This is a genomic window from Rhizobium atlanticum, assembly GCF_030182485.1.
Classification (GTDB): domain Bacteria; phylum Pseudomonadota; class Alphaproteobacteria; order Rhizobiales; family Rhizobiaceae; genus Rhizobium.
Genome location: NZ_JAQJCJ010000007.1, coordinates 228,690 through 252,753, shown reverse-complemented (window position 1 = coordinate 252,753; position 24,064 = coordinate 228,690). Strand labels below are relative to the sequence as shown.

General features: G+C 61.7%; 20 protein-coding genes and 1 pseudogene. 6 read left to right on the top strand and 15 right to left on the bottom strand.

Annotation, left to right across the window (positions count from 1 at the left end):
• The first annotated feature begins 6 nt into the window (after positions 1–6).
• The 4 genes from PH551_RS13025 to trxA all read left to right on the top strand — a co-directional run bounded on the left by PH551_RS13025 (position 7) and on the right by trxA (position 7,877).
• Positions 7–738: a nucleotidyltransferase family protein gene (locus tag PH551_RS13025; RefSeq protein ID WP_285193305.1), complete on the top strand. Its 732-nt coding sequence runs from the start codon at positions 7–9 to the stop codon at positions 736–738.
• Positions 739–742: 4 nt separating this feature from the next.
• A complete protein-coding gene (gene addB / locus PH551_RS13020; protein ID WP_285193304.1) occupies positions 743–3,937 on the top strand; it encodes a double-strand break repair protein AddB in 3,195 nt (1,064 codons plus the stop codon).
• Positions 3,930–7,481: a double-strand break repair helicase AddA gene (addA, locus tag PH551_RS13015; RefSeq protein WP_285193303.1), complete on the top strand. Its 3,552-nt coding sequence runs from the start codon at positions 3,930–3,932 to the stop codon at positions 7,479–7,481. The genes addB and addA overlap by 8 nt, the downstream gene beginning before the upstream one ends.
• A 75-nt stretch (positions 7,482–7,556) precedes the next feature.
• Entirely contained in the window at positions 7,557–7,877 is a 321-nt protein-coding gene (gene trxA / locus PH551_RS13010) for a thioredoxin (protein WP_004672616.1), read from the top strand.
• Positions 7,878–7,939: 62 nt separating this feature from the next.
• On the opposite strand, the gene PH551_RS13005 is transcribed toward trxA, so the two are convergent.
• From PH551_RS13005 to PH551_RS12960, 10 genes and pseudogenes are all read right to left on the bottom strand, one after another.
• Positions 7,940–9,235 (bottom strand): bifunctional folylpolyglutamate synthase/dihydrofolate synthase, encoded by a 1,296-nt coding sequence (locus PH551_RS13005; protein WP_085776439.1) that lies wholly within the window; start codon positions 9,233–9,235, stop codon positions 7,940–7,942.
• A gap of 84 nt (positions 9,236–9,319) precedes the next feature.
• On the bottom strand, positions 9,320–10,225 hold the full coding sequence (gene accD, locus PH551_RS13000; protein WP_183705815.1) for an acetyl-CoA carboxylase, carboxyltransferase subunit beta: 906 nt from the start codon (positions 10,223–10,225) through the stop codon (positions 9,320–9,322).
• A 39-nt stretch (positions 10,226–10,264) separates the two neighbouring features.
• The gene (trpA, locus tag PH551_RS12995) at positions 10,265–11,104 is read right to left on the bottom strand and encodes a tryptophan synthase subunit alpha (RefSeq protein WP_285193299.1); all 840 of its coding nucleotides are present in this window, start codon (positions 11,102–11,104) and stop codon (positions 10,265–10,267) included.
• Between the two features lie 3 nt (positions 11,105–11,107).
• Complete coding sequence (gene trpB, locus PH551_RS12990) at positions 11,108–12,328, bottom strand: tryptophan synthase subunit beta (RefSeq protein WP_285193298.1); 1,221 nt, start codon at positions 12,326–12,328, stop codon at positions 11,108–11,110.
• Between the two features lie 2 nt (positions 12,329–12,330).
• Positions 12,331–12,999, bottom strand: coding sequence for a phosphoribosylanthranilate isomerase (locus PH551_RS12985; RefSeq protein ID WP_285193297.1), 669 nt, complete (start codon positions 12,997–12,999; stop codon positions 12,331–12,333).
• 75 nt (positions 13,000–13,074) lie between these two features.
• Positions 13,075–13,833 carry a M48 family metallopeptidase gene (locus tag PH551_RS12980; protein WP_085776434.1) on the bottom strand — a complete coding sequence of 253 codons (759 nt, stop codon included), beginning with the start codon at positions 13,831–13,833 and terminating at the stop codon, positions 13,075–13,077.
• 210 nt (positions 13,834–14,043) lie between these two features.
• Entirely contained in the window at positions 14,044–14,478 is a 435-nt protein-coding gene (locus PH551_RS12975) for a DUF2852 domain-containing protein (protein ID WP_064800136.1), read from the bottom strand.
• Between the two features lie 144 nt (positions 14,479–14,622).
• The gene (locus PH551_RS12970) at positions 14,623–15,900 is read right to left on the bottom strand and encodes a polyhydroxyalkanoate depolymerase (protein WP_285193296.1); all 1,278 of its coding nucleotides are present in this window, start codon (positions 15,898–15,900) and stop codon (positions 14,623–14,625) included.
• Between the two features lie 204 nt (positions 15,901–16,104).
• Positions 16,105–16,947, bottom strand: a complete 843-nt coding sequence (locus tag PH551_RS12965) for a fumarylacetoacetate hydrolase family protein (protein ID WP_285193295.1) — start codon at positions 16,945–16,947, stop codon at positions 16,105–16,107.
• Positions 16,948–17,042: 95 nt separating this feature from the next.
• Positions 17,043–17,509 (bottom strand): annotated as a pseudogene (locus PH551_RS12960) (glutathione S-transferase C-terminal domain-containing protein); the annotation flags it as partial.
• A gap of 131 nt (positions 17,510–17,640) precedes the next feature.
• Here PH551_RS12960 and PH551_RS12955 point away from each other — a divergent pair.
• The gene (locus PH551_RS12955; protein ID WP_285193329.1) at positions 17,641–17,925 is read left to right on the top strand and encodes a DUF2218 domain-containing protein; all 285 of its coding nucleotides are present in this window, start codon (positions 17,641–17,643) and stop codon (positions 17,923–17,925) included.
• A gap of 36 nt (positions 17,926–17,961) precedes the next feature.
• A complete protein-coding gene (locus PH551_RS12950) occupies positions 17,962–18,561 on the top strand; it encodes a nitroreductase family protein (RefSeq protein ID WP_285193294.1) in 600 nt (199 codons plus the stop codon).
• A gap of 64 nt (positions 18,562–18,625) precedes the next feature.
• Here PH551_RS12950 and gyrB read toward each other — a convergent pair whose 3' ends face one another.
• From gyrB to PH551_RS12925, 5 genes are all read right to left on the bottom strand, one after another.
• Entirely contained in the window at positions 18,626–21,061 is a 2,436-nt protein-coding gene (gyrB, locus tag PH551_RS12945; RefSeq protein ID WP_285193293.1) for a DNA topoisomerase (ATP-hydrolyzing) subunit B, read from the bottom strand.
• 135 nt (positions 21,062–21,196) lie between these two features.
• The gene (locus PH551_RS12940; RefSeq protein ID WP_085776430.1) at positions 21,197–21,574 is read right to left on the bottom strand and encodes a helix-turn-helix domain-containing protein; all 378 of its coding nucleotides are present in this window, start codon (positions 21,572–21,574) and stop codon (positions 21,197–21,199) included.
• Positions 21,571–22,140, bottom strand: a complete 570-nt coding sequence (locus PH551_RS12935; protein ID WP_285193292.1) for a Smr/MutS family protein — start codon at positions 22,138–22,140, stop codon at positions 21,571–21,573. The genes PH551_RS12940 and PH551_RS12935 overlap by 4 nt, the downstream gene beginning before the upstream one ends.
• Positions 22,140–23,261 carry a murein transglycosylase A gene (mltA, locus tag PH551_RS12930; protein ID WP_285193291.1) on the bottom strand — a complete coding sequence of 374 codons (1,122 nt, stop codon included), beginning with the start codon at positions 23,259–23,261 and terminating at the stop codon, positions 22,140–22,142. The genes PH551_RS12935 and mltA overlap by 1 nt, the downstream gene beginning before the upstream one ends.
• A complete protein-coding gene (locus PH551_RS12925) occupies positions 23,254–23,958 on the bottom strand; it encodes a Tim44/TimA family putative adaptor protein (RefSeq protein WP_085776427.1) in 705 nt (234 codons plus the stop codon). Before PH551_RS12925 ends, mltA begins: the two co-directional genes overlap by 8 nt.
• Positions 23,959–24,064 lie beyond the last annotated feature (106 nt).

Sequence of the window (24,064 nt, the reverse complement as noted above, 5' to 3'; positions counted from 1 at the left end):
ATCAAGATGACCATCAGACAAGCCATCGTACTGGCCGCGGGTCTCGGGACCCGCATGCGCCCGATCACCGATACGATTCCGAAGCCGCTGGTGAAGATCGACGGCAAGCCGATGATCGACTATGCGCTGGACGCGCTGGTTTCGGCCGGTGTCGAGCGGGCCGTCGTCAACGTTCATCATCATGCCGAGCAGATGCTCGACCATCTCGGCAAGTATCGCGGCCTCGACATCGTCATATCGGATGAGCGGGACGGACTGATGAATTCCGGTGGCGGGCTGGCGAAGGGCCTGACGCTGCTGGACCGTGACGATCTTTTCGTCATGAATGCCGATCTCTTTTGGATCGGCGAACAGCCGGGACGGCCGACGAACCTGCAGCGCTTAGCCGGATACTTCGATGCCGAACACATGGACATGGCGCTGCTTTGCGTTGGGATCGAGGATACGACGGGTCACAACGGCAAGAACGATTTCAGCCTCGCTGCAGATGGCCGGCTGACGCGGTATCGCGACGATCCGTCCAATCCGGTCGTCTACGCCGGGGCGATCGCCATGAATCCGGCGCTATTTGACGATGCGCCGAAGGATGCCTTCAACCTCAACATCTATTTCGACAAGGCGATCGCGCGCCGCCGTCTGTTCGGCATTATGCTCGAAGGCCATTGGCTGACAGTGGGAACGCCAGAGGCGATCGGCGAAGCGGAGGAAACGATCCGCCGACTGCGGGCGTTCGCGTGAGCTCATGGCGGACCGGCACCAGCCACGCATCCTGACGATCCCGGCGGGCCTCCCCTTCCTGAAAACGCTGGCAACGACGCTTTGCGACGGACGCCTGACGCCGCTCTTTCGGCATGAGCCCGCTGATCCGCTGTCGCTCGCCAGGGTGACGATCTACCTGCCGACCCGGCGCGCCGTGCGTGTGCTCCGTTCGGAATTCGTCGACCTGCTCGGCGGCCGCTCGGCGATCCTGCCGGTCATTCGTCCGCTCGGCGAAACCGATGACGACAGCGGATATTTCGAAGAGGCGCTGCCGGCAACGATGGATCTCGCCCAGCCACTGTCGAATACCGCCCGGCTGCTGGAACTGGCGCGCCTGATCCTTGCCTGGCGAAACAAACTGCCGGAGATCGTCCGTCATATCCATTCGGACTCGCCTTTGGTTGCGCCGGCCAGCCCGGCGGATGCTATCTGGCTCGCCCGCAACCTTGCGGAGCTGATCGATTCCATCGAAACTGAGGATCTTGACTGGTCGGAACTGTCGAAACTCGACACCGGTGACTACGCCGCCTGGTGGCAGCTGACGGCGGAGTTCCTGCAGATAGCCAGCGCCTTCTGGCCGGAGCGGCTTTCCGAGCTCGGCAGGTCCTCGCCGGCGCGGCACAGGAACGCCATTCTGCGGGCCGAGGCAGCCAGGATTTCTGCGGCGAAGCCGGCGGGGCCGATTGTCGTCGCCGGTTCGACGGGTTCGGTCCCTGCCACGGCCGATCTCATCGCCGCCGTTGCCAATCTGCCCGAAGGCGTGATCGTCCTTCCCGGCCTCGATCTCTCCATGCCCGATAGGCATTGGCAAATGGTCGCGCCGGAACCGGCACCGGGCCAGCATGCCAATCCGGCCAGCCGGAGCCATCCGCAATATGGCCTGTCCTCGCTGCTGAAGAGGCTGAGGCTGACACGAGCCGACATCAGCCTGCTTGAGAGGCCGGAGACCGATCTCGATCGGCGCGCCGAAATCCTATCGCGCGCGCTCTCGCCGGCAGAGGCGACCAGCGACTGGGGGGCCTGGAAGGGCGCGTTGTCCGAGGGAGCGCTGACTTCGGCCTTCGCCGATGTTTCGTTGATCGAAGCTGCCAATGAACGCGAGGAAGCAACCGCAATTGCCATCGCGCTCAGGCTCGCACTGGAAAGGCCGGGCCAGGACGGCGAAAGCCGGGCAGCCCTGATCACGCCCGACCGCAATCTCGCCCGTCGGGTGATGGCCGAACTGTCCCGCTTCGGCATCCTCGCCGACGATTCGGCCGGCACGCCGCTTTCGGCCACCCCGCAGGGCACCCTGCTGCAATTACTGCTGGAAGCGGCGCTGCGCCCGGGCGATCCGGTGGCGATCGTCTCGCTGCTCAAACATCCGCTGGCCCGCTTCGGCCTCGAACGTGGGGCCCTGATTTCTGCAACCGAGGCGCTTGAGCTGCTGGCACTGCGCGGCGGCGTGGCGGAGGTGGATATCAGTGCGCTCGAGTCGCTCCTGGCCCATCAGCTCGGCGAGCAGGCTCTGGACCGACACACGCCGCAATGGCGAAAAACGCTGCCAGCCGAGGCGGCCAATGCCGCATCCGAGCTTGCCCGCCGGGTTGCCCGCGCAACCGAGCCTCTGGCTTCCGCGCTGGTCCGGCACCGGCCGGAAGAACGCGGCAAGACGGCGCGTTTCACGCTGTCCGAATGGGCGGAGCGGACCGGCCGTTCGCTCGAAGCGGTCGCGGCAGATCCGCACGGCAATCTTGCCGATCTCTGGTCGCACGAGGCAGGAGACGCCCTTGCCTCGCTTCTCAGCGAAGTGATCGACACGGATGGCCAGATGGAGGCCGACGGGCCGCAATGGATCGACATCATGGCCGCACTTGCCGCCGGCCATGCGGTGAAACCCCGGGCACTCAGCCATCCCCGCCTCTTCATCTTCGGCACGCTCGAAGCCCGCCTACAGAGCGTCGACACGCTGATCCTCGGCGGCTTGAACGAAGGCTCCTGGCCAGGGCAGAGCGCAAACAATCCCTTCATTCCGCGCATGATGAAGACGGAGATCGGGCTCGAACCGCCGGAGCGGCGCATCGGCCAGCTGGCGCATGATTTCGAGATGGCGAACGGCACTCGCCACCTGATCTATTCGAGAGCGCTGCGCCAAGGTTCGACGCCGACCGTCGCCTCGCGCTGGCTGCAGCGGCTGCTGGCGCTCGGCGGAGAGACATTCGAAGCGGCATTGAGAGGGCGCGGTAACCGGTATCTGCAATGGGCCGGCCTCATCGATCGGGGAGAGGTTCAGGCACCGGCGCAGCGACCCTCGCCGAAACCGCCTCTGGCGCTGCAGCCGAAGTCCTATTCCTTCAGCGAGGTCGGCCGGCTGCGCCGCGATCCCTATGCGATCTATGCCCGCCGTATCCTGCGGCTCGATCCGGTCGACGCGTTCAACCGGGATCCGGGAGCGGCCGAACGCGGAACGCTCTACCACAAGATCATCGACCGGTTCATCCGCGAGGCCCATGTCGCCGGCACGCCGGAGGCGGCAGCGGCGATGGAGCAGATTCTTACCGAGCTTTTCGACATGGAGAAGCTGCCGCCACATATCGATGCCGTGTGGCGGCCGCGCTTTCGCGACGTGGCCGGCGCCTTCCTCGAATGGGAGGCCGGACGACGTCCCGCCATACGCAGGACACTGACGGAAGTGCGCGGCGGCGTGGAGCTGGAGGCGATCGATGTCCGGCTGAACGGCGTTGCCGACCGGATCGATATTACGGGACCGGGGGCGGCCGATATCATCGACTACAAGACCGGCTACAACCCCTCACCGGCACAGGCACGCTCGCTTCTCGATCCGCAGCTCGCGCTCGAAGCGGCCGCGTTGAGCGCCGGCGCCTTCCGCGATGCCGGCAGTCTCATCCCGCAGGATCTGCTCTATGTCCGTCTGCGTCCGGGACGCCGGTTCCAGGTCGATACGGTGAACAACGAAAACTCGGCCCGCAGCGACAAGGCAAAATCGGCGATGGACCTTGCCGCGGACTCGGTCGACCAGCTGATCAAGTTCGTCAGTTTGCTGCAGTCCGGCGAAAAAGGCTTTACATCGCGGCTCATTCCGGCGCAGCAGTTTGATTTCGGCGGCGACTATGATCATCTCGCCCGCGTCTCCGAATGGTCGACGGCCGAGACCGAGGAAGGCGGCGGCGATGAGTGACCAGACTGCACTTCCGATTGACGACGATCCCGGCGCCTGGATCGGCTGGACCACGATTCAACAGGCAATCGCCTCCGATCCCGAGCGCTCGGCCTGGGTCTCGGCCAATGCCGGTTCCGGCAAGACGCATGTCCTGACCCAGCGTGTCATTCGTCTCCTGCTCGCCGGCGCACGGCCTTCCGCCATTCTCTGCCTGACCTATACCAAGGCCGCGGCCTCCGAAATGTCGAACCGCGTCTTCGAACGGCTGGCAGACTGGGTGGTGCTTGACGACGAAAATCTCAGCCGTCGCATCACGCAGATCGAGGGTACGGCGCCGGATGCCTTAAAGCTTGCCGAGGCGCGCCGGCTGTTTGCGAAGGCGCTGGAAACACCGGGCGGATTGAAGATCCAGACAATCCATGCGTTTTGCGAAGCGCTGCTGCACCAATTCCCGCTGGAGGCCAATGTTGCCGGGCATTTCTCGGTCCTCGACGATCGCGCGGCGGCGGCACTGCTTTCCGATGTACGCCGGGCGCTGCTGACAGCAACGGCGCCGGAGGAAGGCAGCGCTCTTGCCGAGGCTTTCGCCTATGTGCTCAATCTCGGCGATGAATCCGGGCTGGAGAACCTGCTCGCCGACATCATCGCCAACCGCAATGCCATTCGCCGCTTCACGGCGGCTGCCGAGCGACCGGGCGGCGTGGAGACGGTTCTGCGCGACAGGCTCGGCCTTGCCATGGGCGATACTGAAAGCCGGATCGCGGCGCAATATTGGCCGTTGCCGGAGCTTTCGGGCGGCATGCTGGAGCTTTATTTGGCGCTTGCCGACCAGAAGGGTGGCGCAAAGGCGCAGGAGGTTGCTTATGGCCTCAGGCTCGCCGGCCGGGAGCGCGATGATGCCAAGCGCGCCGAGATGCTGGAGAAGATCTTTTTGACGGCAAAAGGCGAGCCGAAAACGGACTCGCAGTTCCTGGTCAAAGCCATGCTTGCGGAAGCGCCGGAATTGACGAGCGCCATAGCCGCCGCCCGCGCGCATGTCGCCGCAAGCCGTGACCGGTTGAAGCTGATGCGGATGTTCGGCGCCACGAGGGCGGCGCTGGTGCTCGCCGGTCGGCTGAACCACGATTACGAGGAACTGAAGAAGCAGCGCAGCCAACTCGATTTCGAAGACCTGATCACACGCACCGCCGACCTGCTGACGAAGAGTGGCGTCGGTCCCTGGGTCCATTACAAGCTGGACCGGGGTATCGATCATATCCTCGTCGACGAGGCCCAGGATACCAGCCCGATCCAATGGAGCGTCATCCAGTCGCTCGCCGAGGATTTCTTTTCCGGCGAGAGCGCCCGGCCGGTCGTGCGCACGCTCTTTGCCGTCGGCGACGAGAAACAGTCGATCTACTCCTTCCAAGGAGCGCGACCCGAGCGTTTTTCCGAAGAGAGCGACCGGACACGGCGGCGGGTCGCCGACAGCGGGCAGAGCTTTTCCTCCGTGCGGCTGCCGCTCTCCTTCCGCTCGACCGCCGACGTGCTCGAAGCCGTCGACCAGATCTTCCGGACGGCGGACAATGCGCGGGGTCTCAGCGCTGTCGGCGAACCGGTCGTACATCGATCCAGCCGCATCGGACATCCCGGCGCCGTCGACCTCTGGGAGATGGTCGCGCCTGAGGCGGTGGTGAAGGAAGAGGATTGGACGGCGCCCTTCGATGCGACGCCGGAAAGCGCGCCGGCCGCAATCCTCGCGCGGCGGATCGCCCATGCGATCGGCACGCTCGTCGGCCGTGAAACGATCGTCGACAAAGGCACGGAGCGGCTGATCGAAGCCGGCGATATCCTCGTTCTGGTGCGCAAGCGCGACGCCTTCGTCAATGCCTTGACCCGCGCCTTGAAGCGCCGTGGCGACATTCCCGTCGCCGGCGCCGACCGACTGACGCTCACCAGCCATATCGCGGTGCAGGATCTGCTGGCGCTCGGCCGTTTCCTGCTTCTGCCAGAGGACGACCTTTCGCTCGCTGCCGTGCTGAAGAGCCCGCTTTTCGATTTTTCGGAGGACGATATCTTTGCAATCGCCGGCCTTCGGGGCGACGACGAGAGCGTCTGGAGCCAGCTCAAGAGGTTTGCGGCCGATGGTACTGAACGATTCCGTGCTGCCGTCGAGAGGCTGGAGCTGTTTCTGCGGCAGTCGCGGCATCTGTCGGTCCATGATTTCTATGCGCGCGTGCTGGGCAGCCATGGCGGTCGGCGGCAATTCCTTGCCCGTCTCGGCACCGAGGTCAGCGATATTCTCGACGAGTTCCTGACCTTTACGCTCGACCACGAGAGTTCCGGCCTTCCCGGGCTGCAATCCTTCATCTCAACGCTGGAGCTCGAAGCGCCGGAGGTGAAGCGTGAGCAGGACAAGGGGCGCAACGAGGTCAGGATCATGACCGTGCATGCCTCCAAGGGTCTTGAAGCACCGATCGTCTTCCTCGTCGACGGCGGCTCCAAGCCGTTCACGCATACACATCTGCCGAAGCTTCGCCTGATCGAAACCGACGCAGACGAGCCGCCGCTGCCGGCCTGGGTTCCCGTCTCCGACCTGGCCAATTCGCTGACGCAAAACGATGCAGCACGGATCCAGATGCTGGCGGAAGAGGAGTATCGCCGGCTGCTTTACGTCGCCATGACACGGGCTGCCGACCGGCTTGTTGTTTGCGGCTACCGTGGCGTTCGTGTCAACAACGATACCTGGCACATGATGATCTCAGCCGCGCTCAGCGAAGGCCATCCGCATGTGGAGGCGGCCACCTTCTCCGGCCCAGACGGCGAATGGCCGGGCATACGATGGCGGGTGCCGCGGGTGGAGCGGCGCTTCGAGCGTAGTGACCGCCATGAGGCGCGCGACAGCCAGGAGGCGTTGCCGGAAGGCCTATTGCGGCCACTGCCGCCGCAGGCTGAGCTGCCCCGCCCCCTCAGCCCATCCGGCGCCGGGACGATCGTCGACGAAGACGAGGGCAGCTTGTTTGTCGCTTCGCCGCTGTTCGGCGAGAAGGAGCGCAGCGATCGTTCCCTGGAAAAGGGCAGGTTGATCCATCGCATGCTGCAGGCGCTTCCCGACATTCCCCCGGTCAAACGGCCGGATGCCGCAAGCCGCTATGCCGAGCGGGCGGCGCGGTTCTGGCCTGAAGCGGAACGCCGCCGGCTCGTCGATTCGGTTCTGACACTGATGGACGAAGAAGGTCTGCAGCCGGTTCTCGGAGTAGAGGCCCAGCCGGAAGTTTCGATCATGGGAACATTGACGCTTGCAGACAGGCGCTATGCGGTCTCCGGCCGTATCGATCGGCTCGCCGTGCTTGCCGATCGCGTCGTCATTCTTGACTACAAGACCAATCGGGTGCCACCTTCGACCAAGGAGGCGATCCCTTTCGCACATAAGGCTCAGCTCGCGATTTATCGTGAGATCCTGGCACCGCTCTATCCCGGCAAACGCATCGACTGCATGCTCGTCTACACCGAGAATGCGTCGCTCTACACTTTGAGCGAAGAGGCACTCGGTTTGGCGCTTGCAGGACTCAAGACAAAGTGAAATACCGGACATTGAAAATTTGGCGCCGCACCATCACATGTGGTTCAACATCTTCTTCGGTCAAAGGAGCAGCCTATGGCTACCGTGAAAGTCGATATCAACAACTTCCAGTCGGAAGTTCTGGAATCCGCAGAACCCGTCGTCGTCGATTTCTGGGCTGAATGGTGCGGTCCGTGCAAGATGATTGCTCCAAGCCTCGAGGAAATCTCCGTCGAGATGGAAGGCAAGGTCAAGGTCGCCAAGCTCAATATCGACGAAAACCCTGAACTCGCCGCCCAGTTCGGCGTGCGCTCCATTCCGACGCTCGCGATCTTCAAGGGCGGCGAAGTCGCTGATATCTCCGTCGGCGCCAAGCCGAAGACAGCGCTTTCGAACTGGATTTCGAACGCCGCCTAATCGATATCGTCTTCATATATCGCATGGAAAAGCCCGGCTTCGGCCGGGCTTTTTTCGTCTGCTTATTTCGGGGGCGTGCCGTTGTCGGCAAGCACATCCCCGACGAGATAGAGAGAGCCGCCGATGAGGATGCGGGGCGGCAGTGCCGCTGGGTCGAGGGCCGATTTTATCGCTTCCAGCGCCTCGCCGACCGTCGACATCGGTTCGGCGATCAAACCGGCATCATAGGCGGCGTTCGACAATATCACAGGGTCGATCATCGCGTCGCTGCCGCGGATCGGCACGCAGAACACCTTCTCGACCAGGCCTGTGAAAGCCTTGAAATAACCGATCGGGTCCTTGGTGTTGATCATGCCGATGATCAGGAAAAGCGGCCGCGGCTGGCGCTCCTCGAAATTGGCCATGGCTTCGGCGATCACTTCGCCGGCGCCGGGATTATGCCCGCCATCGACCCAGATCTCGGCACCGGCCGGCGCATATTGCATCAGCCGGCCTTCGCTGAGGCGCTGCAGCCGGCCCGGCCACTCCACGAAATTCATCGCCTTTTCCATCATCGTCTCGGTGACAATGAAACCCGCGGCCTTGACGGCGCGGATGGCCGCGGCGGCGTTGGCATACTGATGGCGGCCGGGAAGGCGCGGCAGCGGCAGGTCGGCAAGGCCGAACTCGTCCTGATAGATGAGCCGCCCATATTCCTCATGCGCCATGAAATCCTGACCGAAGACGGCGCTCGGGCAATGCAGCCGCTCCGCCGTCGACATCAGCACGTCGAGTGCTGCATCATATTCCTGGTGGCCGATGACGACAGGCAGTCCCGGCTTCATGATGCCGGCTTTTTCGGCAGCGATCAGCTCAACCCTGTCGCCGAGATAGGGCTGGTGATCCAGCGAGATTGGCATAATCACCGAAACGGCCGGATCGGAAATGACATTGGTGGCGTCGAAACGGCCGCCGAGACCGACCTCGATGATCGCGGCGTCGGCCGGGTGCTCGGAAAACAGAATGAAGGTGACCGCCGTCAGGATTTCGAAGACGGTGATATGCTGCCCCGCATTGGCATCCGCCACGCGTCGCACAGCATCGGCGAAGACGGCGTCATCGACGAGCTGCCCGCGCCCGCCCTTGACACCAATGCGATAGCGCTCGTGCCAATTGACGAGATGCGGCGAGGTATGGACATGGGCGCTGTAGCCGCCGGCCTCGAGCAAGGCGCGGCAGAAGGCGGTGACCGAGCCCTTGCCGTTGGTGCCGGCGACATGGATCACAGGTGGCAGTTTCCGGTGCGGGTTGCCGAGTTGATCGAGAAGACGGGTGATGCGATCGAGAGACAGATCGAACCCCTTGGGATGCAATCCCATGAGTTTTTCTATCTCTTGCGCTGCCTCACTCACCGCGGTTTGGCCTCTTGGTATCAATTCGGCACCCCGCCTGTGTGTCGGTTATCAGGCGCTCGCCGCCAGAGCGATCGCGCCGCCATTCATGTCGTTGGCCGCCGAAACGGGCTTCTTCGTCAGGATCTTCAGCAAACGCGCCAGTGTCTCCGGAATATCGTGACGTTTGACGACCATATCGACCATACCATGTTCCAGTAGATATTCGGAGGTCTGGAAACCCTCAGGCAGCTTCTCGCGCAGCGTCTGCTCGATCACGCGCTTGCCGGCAAAGCCTATTTCGGCGCCGGGCTCTGCCAGATGAATATCGCCGAGCATGGCGTAGGAGGCCGTCACACCGCCTGTGGTCGGGTTGGTGAGCACAACAATATAAGGCTGGCCGGATTCCTTCAGCAGGTCAACGGCAACGGTTGTCCGCGGCAGCTGCATCAGCGACAGAATGCCTTCCTGCATGCGCGCGCCGCCGGAGGCGGGGAACATCACCAGCGGGCACTTTTCGGAGGTCGCGCGTTCGAAAGCCTTGACGATCGCCTCACCGGCGGCAATGCCGAGCGAACCGCCAATGAAGTTGAATTCATGCACAACGGCAACGAGTTTCAGACCGTGCACCTTTCCGAGGCCGGCAAGGATGGTATCCTCCTGTTCGGTCTTCACACGGCTGTCGCGGAGGCGATCGATATATTTTTTGGAATCGCGGAACTTCAACGGGTCCTGGGCGACCTTCGGCTGCGGAAGCGATTCATATTCGCCATTGTCGAAAAGGTCGGCAAGGCGCGCCTTGGCCGGCATCTTCATGTGATAACCGGATGCGGGAATGACCCATTTGTTGGATTCCAGATCCTTGTGGAAGACCATTTCGCCCGTTTCCGGGCACTTGATCCACAGGTTCTCGGGAACTTCGCGGCGGCCCAGCATGGAATTGATCCGCGGGCGAACGTAGTTGGTGATCCAGTTCAACTCGAAATCTCCTAACTGATTGGTGCCAATGTGGGAAAACTATTCGGCAGCAACAAGGCGCGCCGAACGTGTTCCCGAGGAAAGGCCGCGCACCAGCGTTGCGACCGCCTGAACGGTGTCGGCCGTCGCCTTTCCGTCTTTCGTCAAACTGGTTGCGACCTGATTGACAATGGCTGTGCCCACGACAACGCCATCGGCCGAGCCGCCGATGACCTTGGCATGTTCCGCCGTCTTGACGCCGAAGCCGACGCAGACGGGCAGCTCCGTATGCTGCTTGATGCGCTGGACGGCGCCCGAAACCAGCGACGGATCGGGCAGCGCCGAGCCGGTGATGCCGTTCATCGAGACGTAATAGACGAAGCCGGAGGTGTTTTTCAGCACCGCGGGCAGGCGCTTCTCGTCCGTGGTCGGCGTCGCCAGGCGGATGAAGTTGATACCCTTGCGGATCGCCGGAATGCAGAGTTCGTCATCCATCTCAGGCGGCAGGTCGACGACGATTAGGCCGTCGATACCGGCAGCAAGCGCATCATCCAGAAACGTCTCGACGCCGTAGATGTAGATCGGATTGTAATAGCCCATCATGACGATCGGCGTCACATCGTTGGTCTTGCGGAAGTCGGCCGCCAGCTGCAGCGTCTTCTTCAGCGTCTGGCCGCCTTTCAGCGCCCGCTGACCGGCCAGCTGGATCGCCGGGCCGTCGGCCATCGGATCGGAGAAAGGCATGCCGAGCTCGATAATGTCGGAACCTGCTTCCGGCAGTGCCTTCATGATGCCGAGAGAGGTGTCGTAGTCAGGATCGCCGCCCATGAAATAGGTCACAAGCGCCGGACGGCCCTCGGCTTTCAGCGCGGCAAAGCGTTTGTCCATGCGTGCGGTCATGTCTTACAGTCCCATTCCCAGAATCTTGCCGACGGTGAAGATATCCTTGTCGCCGCGGCCGGAGAGATTCATCAGGATGATCTCATCCTTGCCCATCTTCGGCGCGCGCTTGATGACTTCGGCAATCGCATGCGCGGCCTCGAGCGCCGGGATGATTCCTTCGAGGCGGGTCAGGGTCTGGAAGGCCTCGAGCGCTTCGTGGTCCATGATCGGCACATAATCGACGCGGCCGATATCGCTCAGCCAGGAATGTTCGGGGCCGATGCCGGGATAGTCGAGACCGGCCGAAATCGAGTGACCTTCCTTGATCTGGCCATCGCCATCCTGCAGCAGGTAGGTGCGGTTGCCGTGCAGCACGCCGGGCGTTCCGGCGGTGATCGAGGCGCAATGTTCGTCGCCCTGCAGGCCCTTGCCGCCGGCTTCGACGCCGACGATCTTCACGGAGGAATCATCCAGGAAGGGATGGAAGATGCCGATGGCGTTCGAGCCGCCGCCGACGGCAGCAATGACGAGATCCGGCAGACGGCCTTCGGCTGCCAGCATCTGCTCTTTCGCTTCGGCGCCGATCACCGACTGGAAGTCGCGGACCATCTCCGGATAAGGATGCGGGCCGGCCGCCGTGCCGATCAGGTAATAGGTATCCTCGACATTGGTGACCCAGTCGCGCAGCGCCTCGTTCATCGCGTCCTTCAGCGTGCCGCTGCCTGCCGTCACCGGTTTGACTCCGGCGCCGAGCAGCTTCATGCGGAAAACGTTCGGCGCCTGGCGCTCGACGTCGGTGGCGCCCATGTAGACGACGCAGGGAAGGCCGAAGCGGGCGGCAACAGTCGCCGAAGCGACGCCATGCTGGCCGGCGCCGGTTTCGGCGATGATCCGTGTCTTGCCCATGCGCTTGGCGAGCAGGATCTGGCCGATGCAGTTGTTGATCTTGTGCGAACCGGTGTGGTTCAACTCCTCGCGCTTGAAATAGATCTTCGCGCCGCCGAGTTCGGCCGTCAGCCGTTCAGCGAAATAAAGCGGGCTCGGGCGGCCGATATAATGGGCGCCAAGATGCTTTAGTTCCGCCTGAAAGGCCGGATCGTTCTTCGCCTTGTTCCATTCATCCTGCAGATCGAGGATCAAAGGCATCAACGTTTCGGCAACGAAACGGCCGCCATAGATGCCGAAGCGGCCATCTTCATCGGGCCCGGAACGGAAGGAATTCGGTTTAGGCGTTTCGTTCACTCTCAACTCCCTGAGGCCACGACGGACTTATCCGCCTCTTCGACCGCATCGAAAAATTCATCGATCAACGCGACGCTCTTGACGCCGGGCTTGGTTTCGACACCCGAGGAAACGTCGATACCACGTGCCTTTGTCTTCACAAGCGCATCCGCGACATTGTCCTTGTTCAGTCCGCCGGACAGCATGTAGTCGATGCTGCCGTCGAGCCAGCCGAGAAGGCTCCAGTCGAAGGAAATCCCGTTGCCGCCAGGCAATTCCGAACCCTTCGGCGCTTTCGCGTCGAAGAGGAAACGGTCGGCGATGCCGATATAGGCTTCGACGCGCTTGAGATCGTCGGCCGTACGCACGGAAAAGACTTTCATCACAGGCAGACCATAGAGCGCCTTGATGGTCAGCACATGTTCGGGACTCTCGTTGCCATGGAGCTGCAGCATGTCAGGCTTCAGCAGCGAGACGATTTCGTCCAGATCGTCATTTGTGGGATCGACGACGACGGCGACGATCTTCGCCCTGCCACGCGCCGGTTCGGCAAGCTTTGCCGCCACATCCGGCTCAACGTAACGCGGGCTCTTTTCGAAGAAGATAAAACCGATATGGGTCGCGCCGCGTTTCAACGCGCGATCAATCGCTTCGGGCGTCTTCAAGCCACAGATCTTGATATCGGGTTTCATGGCAGCGAAGTGACACGAAATGCTGCAAGAGTCGAGCCAATTTGCATGGAAAGCTGTATTTAGCGGGGCTTGGGTCTAATCGAAATCGATGGCGTGCAGCTGGCTGCCGTGCCGCTTCAGCCACAATTTCGCTTCCTCCATGCCGGGGCAAAGCTTCTTGCAAAGTGCCCAGAAGCGGGGGCCGTGGTTCATCTCCTTGAGATGGGCGACTTCGTGAGCGGCAAGATAATCGATCACCGAGGGCGGCGCCATGACGATACGCCAGGAGAAACTCAAATTTCCCTCCGACGAGCAAGAGCCCCAGCGGCTGCGGGTATCTTTCATCGAGATCGAGCGGATCGGTGCCCGGATCGTTGCAGCATGCATCGTCGCCAGCCTCTCGAGATCGGCGCGCGCCTCCTTCTTGAGGAAGGCCGAAATGCGCCGTCCAACATGCTCGGGCAGGCCGCTGACGCGCAACACAGGGCTGCCATCCACAGCGACCGCCTCCGTCAAGCCGCGCAGACTGCCTGTGTGCTCGATGCGATGGGAAACGCCGCGCAGGAGGATCTTCCCGCCGTCGCTTAAGCCGGTATCGATCGAAAACTTGGCGAGCTTGGTGAGCAGCCATCCCTGGTGCCGATCGAGGAAAGCGTTGACCTCACGCGCCGCAAGGCCTCTTGGCACCGTCATCCTCAGAGCCCGCCCACCTGGCTCTATGCGCAGCGTGATACGGGTTGCCTGATCGTGCTGCTTGATGGTCAGCGGCATGAGCCGGCCGGCGACATCGAGCGTCCGCGTTTCGGGCGGAGCCGGCTTTCGCGCCTTTGGCCGTGTCTTCAGAAGCGGAAACATGGGGGTTTTCTATACGATTCGCCGGTGAATCCTAAACGATTTGCGAGGCCGGCGGACATGGAAAAACCGGCATCGTGAGATGCCGGTCATCATTCATCGCCTAAAGCGTGTCGCGATCGTTCAGACTCGCTCGTTGCGCTTTAGGTCTTCGTTTACGCATGTCGTTGCCGCAAAACCGCTGCACACTTTTTGCGAAACATGCTTCGGCCTTCACGGCGTCTGGAACTCCGCGACCGGGCCGTTGTCGTCGCGCTTGGCGTTTTTGCGGTCACGCATGAAGCGGTCGAACTCTTCCTGGTCCTTAGCGCGGCGGAGTTCACGCAGATACTCGTCGAATTCCTCGCGCATTTCGTCGAGCTTGCGGCGCTCTTCCTCGATCCGGTCGAGTTCGGCCTTACGCCAGTCGTCGAATGCGACGTTGCCGGTCGAAAAATGCGGGCGGTGGCGGCCATGCGAACGGCGGCAGGAGGCAAAGAAGCCGTCGGTCGCCTGATTGACGTCGCGCTTGAAGCCGCGCAGACGATCGCCGAAAATGATGTAGGCTAGCATGGCCAGACCCAGAGGCCAGAAAACCATGAAGCCGAGAATCATCAGGGCAATGGTAGCCGGAGTCCAATCCGGTCGAAGCAATGCTGACTGGTTCATCGTGCGGTATCCTCGCTTTCCGCGGCCGGCAAGATGCCGAACGCTGGAAATCGATGTGGTTACCGCAAGAACCGCCTTCAAGACGATTGCCTGCGAAATCGAACAAGGCCTTGAATCCACTTCCCTAATTCAGCTGTCGCTAAATCAGGCGGTGCGACCGCCCTTGATGACGCGCGGCACCCGCGGCTTGACGGCGGTGCGGGAATGCTGGCGGACAAAATTGACGATGCGCGGCGCGATCTCGCGACGGAATCGCGAGCCGTTGAAAACGCCGTAGTGGCCGACATCGGGCTGGAGATAATGCATGCGCATGTCTTCGGGGATGTTGACGCAGATGGTCTGCGCCGCCCTGGTCTGGCCGACGCCTGAAATGTCGTCATTCTCGCCCTCGACGGTCAGGAGCGCGACCTTGCGGATCGCCGCCGGATCGACCCGCTTGCCTCGGTGCATCAATTCGCCCTTCGGCAGCGAATGCTTCATGAAAACCTGTTCGACCGTCTGCAGGTAGAACTCGGCGGTCAGATCCATGACGGCGAGATATTCGTCATAGAAATCGCGATGTTTTTCCGGTTCGCCATCGTTCTTCACGAGATGCATGAAGAACTCCTTGTGGGCGACGAGGTGCCGGTCGAGGTTCATCGACATGAAGCCCGACAACTGCAGGAAACCAGGATAGACAGGCCGCATGAAGCCCGGCTGCGGCCAGGGCACGTTCATGATGACATTGTCAGAAAACCACTGCAGCGACCGCTCCTGGGCGAGCTTGTTGACCGCCGTCGGATTGATGCGCGTGTCGATCGGGCCGCCCATCAGCGTCATCGATGACGGCGACAGCGGATCCTGGGCTTCCTCCATCACCGCGGCTGCGACCAGCACCGGCACCGACGGCTGACAGACGGCGATCACATGCGTGTCGTGACCGAGGAAATGCAGCATGTCGATGACGTAGTCGACGTAATCGTCGAAATCGAAGCTGCCTTCCGTCATCGGCACCATGCGGGCGTCGATCCAGTCGGTGATGTAGACATCGGCGCTCGGCAGCAATGCCTCGACCGTACCGCGCAGCAGCGTCGCATAGTGGCCGGACATCGGTGCAACGATCAGGATGCGCGGATCGCTGGCGCGGCCAGGCGGGACGTTGCGCGAGAAATGAAGGAGGTTGCAGAAGGACCGCGACCAGACGATCTCTTCACGAACGGAAACCGTCTGATCGCCGATCACCGTCTGCTTCAGTCCGAACTCCGGTTTCCCGTAGCGGCGCGTCGTACGCTCGAACATTTCGAGGCTTGCCGCCATCGTGCGGCCGAACGGCGTCTGGGCGAACGGGTTCAGCGGATTGGCATAGGCAAACCGCATGATGTCAGCCGCGGCGCGAAACGGCGCCATGGCGGCATGATTCAATTCATAAAGCTGATAAAACATAGAAGGCGCTGCCTTTCTCTATCGAAAAGATGACGTCGGGTGATAGACGTCGAGCTCTTTCCGCACGCTGGCAAGTAACGCAGACTAACAGGTTTTTGTTGCACAGCAACATGGACGTCCCAGACCTGCACAGGAAATGCCAGAGAGTTGATCTCTGGCATCACCATAGAACCGAAAGTTTGAGGTTCAGCTGAGGTAGCGTCGTTAACGATCCGCAACAAAGCTCTGCTTCTGGCTGCCGAGCCCTTCGATGCCGAGCTCGACGACATCGCCATTCCTGAGGAAGCGCGGCGGCTTCATGCCCATTCCGACGCCGGGCGGCGTCCCCGTCGAGATGACGTCGCCAGGATGCAGCGACATGAATTGGCTAAGATAGGAAACGATGTGCGCGACGCCATAGACCATGGTCTTGGAGGAACCATTCTGCATCGTCTGGCCGTTGACCTTCAGCCACATACCGAGATTCTGCGGATCGGCGATTTCATCCTTGGTGACCAGCCAAGGGCCGATCGGGCCGAAGGTGTCGCAGGACTTGCCTTTGGTCCATTGGCCGGCGCGCTCGGTCTGGAAGGCGCGTTCGGAAACATCGTGCGACACACAGTAACCGGCGACATAGTCCAGCGCCTCGGCTTCGCTGACATATTTCGCGGTCTTGCCGATGACGACGCCGAGCTCGACTTCCCAGTCGGTCTTTTCGGAACCGCGCGGGATCAGAACGGTGTCGTTCGGGCCTGATATGGCCGACGTCGCCTTCATGAAGATGACCGGCTCCGGCGGCACGGTGGCTCCGGTTTCGGCGGCATGGTCGGAGAAATTGAGGCCGATGCAGATGAATTTGCCCGTGCCGGCGACGCAGGCGCCGATACGGCCGGGGGCAAGTTCCGGAAGGTCCTTCGGATCGAGCGCCGCGATCCTTGCAAGGCCGGCCGGCGAGATTGCGTCGCCGCCGATGTCGGCGACATGCGCCGAGAGATCGCGAATCTTGCCATCGGCATCGAGAAGCGCCGGTTTTTCCCGACCTGCTTCGCCAACACGCATCAGCTTCATGGAATGCCTCCTCATCGAAAACGGATTTGCAGCCACCTATGAACGAATTATTCATCGGTGTCATTACGGCTTTGCCCGGAAGCGGTACGGTGTTTCTAGAAAATTTCGGAGAGATCCGGGCAGGCAGGAACGATTTTCGTCGGGTTCAGAATTTCGACCGAGTAGTAACCGCGCTTGATATGGTCGAGATTCACCGTGTCGGCGATGCCCGGCCAATCCAGCATGCGACGGCAGAAGGTGCGCAGATTGGCATAGCCCGAAAGCCGGCGCAGATTGCATTTAAAGATGCCGTGATAGGCGACGTCTCAGCGCACCAGCGTGACGAAAAGGCGGATATCGCTTTCCATGGGGTGATCCGCGAAGAGGAAAGACCGGCCTTCGAATTTCGGCTCGATTCAATCGAGGCAGGAGAAGACATCGGCGAAGGCTTCCTTATCGGCGATCTGCTTGCTGGCAAAACCGGCGCGATAGGCCCCATTTGAGGGCGGGATAGACGCGGTCGTTGAAACCATCGATTTTCAACCCATCTGTCGACGGGACAGAGATCGATTGGTTTTTTCGCTTTGGCGCGCGCTCAAGGCCGATCATCATGGAGACTGTCCGTTCACCCAGCTGCGACGACGCTGCGCTTGCCAAGACGGCGAAGCAGGAAATATGACTTTGGCCTCAGTCCAACATGAGATGGAGTTCGACATGCACCTCTCCAAGGCCGTCGTACGCACCGAACATGCGAGCCGCTACCTGCAGCAGCTCTGCAAACACTGGAGCCACAAGTTCAGCGTCGATTTCGATCCGCATAAGGGCCGGGTGCCGTTCAGCGAAAGCGCCGAGGTGACATTCGCCGCCGACGATGCGGCGCTCACCATGACGCTTTCCGTTGCCGATCCCGACCAGCAGGCAAGGATGCAGGGGGTGATCGACGACCATCTGAAGCGTTTCGCCTTCCGCGAGGAACTCGACATCGTCTGGACCGATTGACCTCAACGATTTTTATGCCCTAACCCTGGAACAAGCATGACGCAGAGCAATAACCGCGAATCCCAATATCCGATCGATCCGATGTTTCTCGACCGCTGGTCGCCTCGCGCCTTTACCGGCGAAGTCATCGATGAGGCACAGCTGCTCAGCCTGCTCGAAGCCGCCCATTGGGCGCCCTCCTCTTCCAACCAGCAGCCCTGGCGCTTCATCTATGCCCTCAAGGGCTCGGAGCACTGGGAGAAATTCGTCACACTGCTCGTCGACGCCAATCAGGAATGGGCGAAGACCGCATCGGCATTGATCTTCGTTGTCTCACGCAGCTTCACCGGCGTTGCCGGATCCGGCGAGGAAAAGCCGAGCTACACCCATTCCTTCGACGCCGGTGCAGCCTGGGGTTACCTGGCGCTGCAAGCGCGCCTTTCCGGCTTCTATGCCCATGGCATGGGCGGCATCAAACATGAGGAAATCAGAAAAACCATCAATATCCCCGATGGTTACCGGATCGAAGCGGGCGTTGCCGTCGGCCGTCTGGCCGACAAGAGAGTTCTTTCCGAACGCAATCAGGCGCGCGAATTCCCGAGCCAGCGCAAGCCGCTCTCCGATCTTGCCTTCAACGGCCATTTCCTAGCCAACTGAGCGACAGAACAAGCAAAAGCCCCGCCGTCTTGCGACGGCGGGGCTTTTATTGAAGGCACATCGATCAGATGTCGAGATTGGCGACGCTGAGCGCGTTGTCCTGGATGAATTCACGCCGGGGCTCGACTTCATCCCCCATCAGGCGAGCGAAGAGGCCGTCCGCATCGGTGGCGTCGGCAACCTTCACCTGCAGCAGCGAACGGACATTCGGATCGAGCGTCGTTTCCCAGAGCTGCTCGGCATTCATCTCACCGAGACCCTTGTAGCGCTGCATGGTCAGACCCTTCCGGCCGCTGGCAAAGATCGCATCGAGCAGGGCGCGCGGCCCTGAAATCTCAATGTCGCCTTCGCGTCGGTGCAGCGACGGCGGCGTCTGATAGATTTCCTTGAGACGCGCGGTCAGCTGATCGATGTGGCGGGCATCGGAGGAGCCGATCAGCGCCATGTCGAGCACCACCACTTCCTTGACACCACGAACCATACGCTCGAGGCGCAGGCCGCCATCGCTCGCCAGGTCACCCTGCCAGCCGCGTTCGGTCTCTTCGGCAATGATGTCGAGACGGCTTGCGACCTCGCTCGCCAATGCCTGCGCTCTTGCCTGATCGCTGACGAGCTCGGCATTGAGCGCGCCGGCGATCGCCGTCTGTTCGACGACGGCGCGATTGTAGCGCGAATGGAGATTGTCGAGCAGGGCGCGCATACGCAGCGCATCGAGGATGACTTCGCGCAGGTCCTGTCCGGTGCGGACCTCGCCGCTGCCGAGTCTCAACGCGGCATCCTCCAGACCCTGGGCGATGAGATATTCCTCGAGCGCCTTCTCATCCTTCAGATACTGCACCGACTTGCCGCGCGCGACCTTATAGAGCGGCGGCTGAGCGATGTAGAGATGGCCGCGCTCGATCAGTTCCGGCATCTGGCGGAAGAAGAAGGTGAGCAGCAGGGTGCGGATGTGGGCGCCGTCGACATCGGCGTCCGTCATAATGATGATCTTGTGATATCGCAGCTTTTCGGCGTTGAACTCGTCCTTGCCGATGCCGGTGCCGAGCGCGGTGATCAGCGTGCCGATTTCCTGGCTCGACAGCATCTTGTCGAAACGGGCCCGTTCCACATTCAGGATCTTGCCGCGCAGCGGCAGGATCGCCTGGTTTTCGCGCGACCGGCCCTGCTTGGCCGACCCGCCGGCGGAATCGCCCTCGACCAGGAAGACTTCGGATTTGGCCGGATCGCGTTCGGAGCAGTCGGCGAGCTTGCCCGGTAGCGAGGCAATATCGAGCGCACCCTTGCGGCGGGTCAATTCACGGGCCTTGCGGGCCGCTTCGCGCGCGGCTGCCGCCTCGACGACCTTGCCGACAAGGATCTTGGCTTCGCTCGGATGCTCCTCGAACCAGGTGTTCAGCGCCTCGTTGACGAGGCTTTCGACGACAGGACGGACTTCCGAGGAAACGAGCTTGTCCTTCGTCTGTGACGAGAATTTCGGATCGGGCACCTTGACCGACAGCACCGCGGTCAGGCCTTCGCGGCAGTCTTCGCCCTGCAGCGTCACTTTTTCCTTTTTAGTGATGCCGGAATTGTCGGCATAGGAAACCACCTGACGGGTCAAGGCCGCGCGGAAGCCGGCCATATGGGTGCCGCCGTCACGCTGGGGAATGTTATTGGTGAAGCAGAGCACGTTCTCGTGATAGCTGTCGTTCCACCACATCGCCACTTCGACGGTGATGCCGTCCTTTTCGCCGCGGATGGCGACCGGCTTGTCGACGAGCGGCTTCTTGGCGCGGTCGAGATAGGAGACGAAGGCCTCGAGGCCGCCGTCATAGCGCATTTCTTCCTGCTTGATATCGGAATGACGCTTGTCGCTCAAAAGGATGCGCACGCCCGAATTCAGGAAGGCGAGTTCGCGCAGGCGGTGCTCCAGCGTACCGTAATCGAATTCGGTCATGGTGAAGGTTTCGCTGCTCGGCATGAAGCTGACTTCCGTGCCGGTCGAATCAGGGGCATCGCCGGTGACCTTCAGCGGTGCGTCGGCCACGCCATGGGTGAAGCTCATTTCATGGATCTTGCCATGGCGGCGGATCTTCAGCTTCAGCCAGACAGAGAGGGCGTTGACGACGGAAACGCCGACGCCATGCAGACCGCCTGAGACCTTGTAGGAATTCTGGTCAAATTTGCCGCCGGCATGCAGCTGCGTCATAATGACTTCGGCTGCTGACACGCCTTCGCCGCTATGGATGTCGGTCGGGATGCCGCGGCCGTTATCGGTGACCGTAACAGAACCATCCGGGTTGAGGGTGACGGTAACGATGTCAGCATGGCCGGCCAGCGCTTCGTCGATCGCGTTGTCGACGACCTCATAGACCATGTGATGCAGGCCGGAGCCGTCGTCGGTATCGCCGATATACATGCCGGGGCGCTTGCGCACGGCATCGAGGCCCTTCAGGACCTTGATGGAATCTGCGCCATATTCGGTGCTTACGCCGTTTTCCGTCGCGGATGTATCGCTCATTCTGTCGAGATTTTCCCTGTTGTCGTAAAGCGGCGGCGCGCCCTGCGAATCACCGGCTTTCTTCACTCTTGTATATAGGTTTTTTGAGCCCGGTTCCCAATGGCAAGTCCCCTGAACAAGCCATAAAACAGGGGATTATGACGCTTTTCCGTCACCTTTGCCGCCATTTTCGAGAACAGCCGATAACCGGGCGATCTCGGCGCTGTCAAGGTCGCGGATCCGCCGGGCCAGCCGGTTGGCGAGTTCGGTATATTCCGGCGGCAGGCCCGACGTGTCGATGACGACGCGCGGGTCGGAGGAGCGGGCAAGCAGGAACAGTTCCTCGGCCTCGTCCCAGATGATGTTGAAGTAGCCGGCGATGCGCTGCAGCAGGTCGAATGTCGGCAGGCCGCGCTTGCCATGTTCGAGCGCCGAGAGATAGGCGGGGGAGACGTTTAGTGCTTGCGCCATCTCCTTCTGCGAGACGCCCTTTCGCGCCCTCAGCCTGCGAACCGCCTCTCCAAAGGGTGTCATGGCTTTTCCCCATGCCGCCGCGACAGCCGGATATAGAGCGCTCCCTCACCGCCATGATGCTGTGCGGCTGGCTCATAGGAGGAGATCAGGTAGCGGAATTCCGGCTTCGAGAACCACAGGGGAACCGCTCTTTTCAACGCACCTTCGCTGCCCAGCGAGCTGCCCTTGCCGGTGATGACAAGCACATGGCGCATGCCGCGTTCATGGGCGCGGATTAAAAAATCGAGCAGGATGACATGGGCCTCGCTCTGCACCAGGCCATGCAGGTCGATGCGCGCCTCGAGCGCCAGCCGGCCTTTGGCGATTTTGCGCTTCACCGGTCTTTCCAGCGGATGGTGCGCCTTCGCCGGCTGTCTCGGCGTCGACGGTGGGGCCGGCTGTGCTGCCGTCGGCGCAACGGAGGTCTGCTTTTCGGCTGCCTGCCGTTCTGTCGCCGCTTCCGCTTCGGCCAGAAAGGCGTCAAGCTCGGTCAACTCGTTCGCTTTTCCGGGCATCGGCCGCGTGCTGCGGGCCACCTTGCCCCACAGGATCCTCTCATCGGCGCTGAGCTTGCGATCCCTGGCCATCAGTCGAAACGCCCGGCGGCGGCTTTGGGAATGAGGATGACGAAATCGGCGTCGTTGCGGACGGTGCCGGCGCGCTCTCCGGCCAAGTCCCCTGAACCAGTGAAGATATCGCCGCGCGCCGGCCCGACGATCGCCGAGCCGGTGTCGAGCGCCAGCATCAGCCGGCGGAAGGGGCGGCCGCGATCAAGATGGGTGAGGCTGTCAGCGCGGATGAAAAAGGGGAAACCGAAGGTATGGATCAGCCGGTCGACCGCGAGCGAGCGCCCGGCGAGAAGCGGCACCTTGGCGGCGGCAATCGGACCCGCTTCAGGATCGGCAACCGCCGCTTCCCGGAAGAAAATATAGGAGCGGTTGTGCCATAGCACCTCGTCCACCCGCTCGGGATTGCGGGCCAGCCAGGCGCGGATCGACTGCATGGAAATCTCGGCGCGGTCGATCTCACCGCGGTCGATCAAGAGCTTGCCGATCGCCGAGAAGGGATGCCCTGCCTTTGCCGCGTAAGTGATGCGGCCGATACGCCCGTCGCGATAACGCAGGCGCGCGGCACCCTGCACATGCACGAAGAAGACATCGACCTTCGATTTCGCCCAGGCGATTTCCAGGCCGCGACCGGCGAGAAAGCCTTGATCGATCTCGCGGCGATCCGGATAAGCGCCAATGCGGCCATCATCATGCAAGCGGCCGAAAACATAGGATCCATCCAGTTCTGCCGGGCGATTGCCGTCATCGAGATTGATCAGATCGTTCGGGCGGCTGTAGAATGGAAAACGGAAGAGCTCGTTTTGCCGATCCGATACCTCGACCTCCGGCTCGTAAAAGGCGGTGACGAAACCGGACTTGCCGTCCTTGCGGCGGATCAGAAATGGCCGGCAACGCGTCTCGAAAAAGGCGCGCGCCGCTGCCGGCGAGGACGGTGTAAAATTTTCAGCGTCCATCAGAAGTGGAAGCAGGTCCTCGGGGCTCAGGCCGAGCGAGCCGGTACGGTAGGGCTTTACTTCGGTGATCTGCCGGCGGCAGCGCCGCATCACTTCAAAAAGGCCGGAGGGATCATCATCCTTCCAGCCTTCCAAATTATCGAAGCTGATGGCCTGCAGGACGAAGTCCGATGCCTGATCACTCATGTTCCGATTCGGTCGCCACAAGTTTCCAGTTCGGATCACGCGAGCGGGTGTCGCGGGCGAAGGTCCAGAGGTCGTTGACCTCGGCGACGTTTTCGGCGTCGCCCTCGATCAGGACGTCAGCCTTGTCGTAAGTCGCCGAGATCAGCTGACTGACGATGCGCACGGTGATCTGCGCTTCGCTGCCCTTCGTCTCGGCATGGGTGATTTCGGCCTTGTCGATGCCGACGAAGGTGGACTTGACCTTTTCGCCGCGGGCTTCGCGCTCGGCAATCGCCGCCTCGAATCCGTCATAAACCTCACGGGACAAAAGGTTCTTGAGGGTTTTGCGGTCGCCATCGGCATAGGCCATGACGATCATTTCGTAGGCCATGCGGGCGCCGTTCAGAAACTCCTTCGGGCTGAAGGAGGAATCGGCCTTATTCAGGGCGCGCAGCGATTCGTTGAGCGGGGTCCCCGGCGCGGCAAAGGCGTCGATGGCAGAGAAGCGCTCGTCGTCCTCGGCCGTCGCATCACGGCGCGGCAGCGTCACGACCTTGCCGGCGTCGGCAGCCTCAGCCGGAGCAGCATCCCTTGGCCTATAGAGATCGCGGGGCGGCTTCTCATTTCCTGTGCGGCGCCCGAGCACGGAGCGGAGCTGAAAGAAGATCAGCACCGCCGCCACCAGGAAGAATAATGTGATGAAGTCGTTCGAACTCATATCCTGTCGCAACCGCCGTTAACATCTCTGATTTGTACTCCCATATAGTCCGCCTATACAGATGATTCAAATGATGGCTGGCATCTTCGCCGGCGCCACGAGGAGA